The sequence below is a fragment of the Clostridia bacterium genome, assembly GCA_028698525.1.
Taxonomy (GTDB): Bacteria; Bacillota; Clostridia; order JAQVDB01; family JAQVDB01; genus JAQVDB01.
Genome location: JAQVDB010000132.1, coordinates 1 through 1,232 on the forward strand (window position 1 = coordinate 1; position 1,232 = coordinate 1,232).

A 1,232-nucleotide genomic window follows, 5' to 3' on the forward strand; every position below is an offset into this window, starting at 1 on the left:
AAAAGACATACAAAGGTTATATTAGCATAAAAATTATAGGGGGGAGATAAAATGAATTCATACCAAAGGGCTTATGCAGTATTGACGGGAGAGCTGCCGGATAGGGTACCTTCATTTGAAATAATGATTGATCCGAAGGTGATGGTAGGGCTTACGGGAAGCGATGATTATGCAGATTTCTGTGATTATATAGACATAGATATAGTAGTTACCAATACTCCATCTTCATTATATAAGAATACCATAATAGATGAACAAAAAGGAAAGTTCAAAAATGAATGGGGTACAGTGAGGCAGAGCACCACTGAGGTGGTATCCTCTATAGTGGATCCTCCACTTAAAACAGCTGAGGATGTGATGAACTATTCAGCCCCTGATCCATATGATGAATATAGGTATAGACAACTTAAAAGTTTGTTAAAAAGATTTAAGGGCAATAGACTGGTGGGGATGCACCTCCATGATGCTTTTAATTATCCTTATTACCTGAGGGGTATGGAAAATCTATTCATAGATATGTATGAGGCCCCGGAACTGGTGCGCAGGTTGGTGGATATTTCAGTAGAGCATAATATAGCAATCGCTGAAAGAGCTATAGACCTAGGCGCCGATTTTATACTATTGGGTGATGATTATGGTGCCAGTAATCAACTATTAGTGTCCCCTGCTATGTTCAGAGAGTTTTTCCTGCCCGGGCTTAAAGAGGTTGTGCAGGCGATAAAATCAAAAGGGGCTTTTTGTATAAAGCATTGCTGCGGCAACATAAATGCTATATTGGATGATATGGTGCAAACAGGGATAGACGGGCTACATCCACTTGATCCCAGCGCAGGCATGGATATAAAGGGGGTAAAAGAGAAGTATCCAAAACTTACCGTAATAGGCGGCATAAACTGCTATCAACCTTTATGCCAATACAGTACATCACAGCTGGAGCAAGAGGTAAAGAGAGTGCTGGATGAACTATCTCCTGGGGGAAGATACATAATGGCATCCAGCAATAGCATACATTCTGATGTAAAACCTGAGAACTTTAAGGTGATGCAGGAGACGTTGAAAATATATGTTGTCGCCGATTGAAGCCAAACTCTAAATGCCAATTGACTCTGGATAAAAATAAAATATTTTTTAAAAATTATGAAGTATTTGATAAGGAAATTGTAGAACCTGATGATATAAGTGTGCTGGAGAAATTCCAAATGCAAATAGACAAAATACAGTTTGGGCAAAAA

1 protein-coding gene is annotated in these 1,232 nt (G+C 39.0%); it reads left to right on the forward strand.

Annotation, left to right across the window (positions count from 1 at the left end):
• Positions 1-51: 51 nt before the first annotated feature.
• The gene (locus PHP06_11110; protein MDD3841089.1) at positions 52-1,080 is read left to right on the forward strand and encodes a uroporphyrinogen decarboxylase family protein; all 1,029 of its coding nucleotides are present in this window, start codon (positions 52-54) and stop codon (positions 1,078-1,080) included.
• Positions 1,081-1,232: the final 152 nt, after the last annotated feature.

What these genes read in the sequence shown, in the direction of transcription:
- PHP06_11110 (MDD3841089.1), top strand. Translation starts at nt 52, where the DNA reads ATGAATTCATACCAAAGGGCTTATGCAGTATTGACGGGAGAGCTGCCG.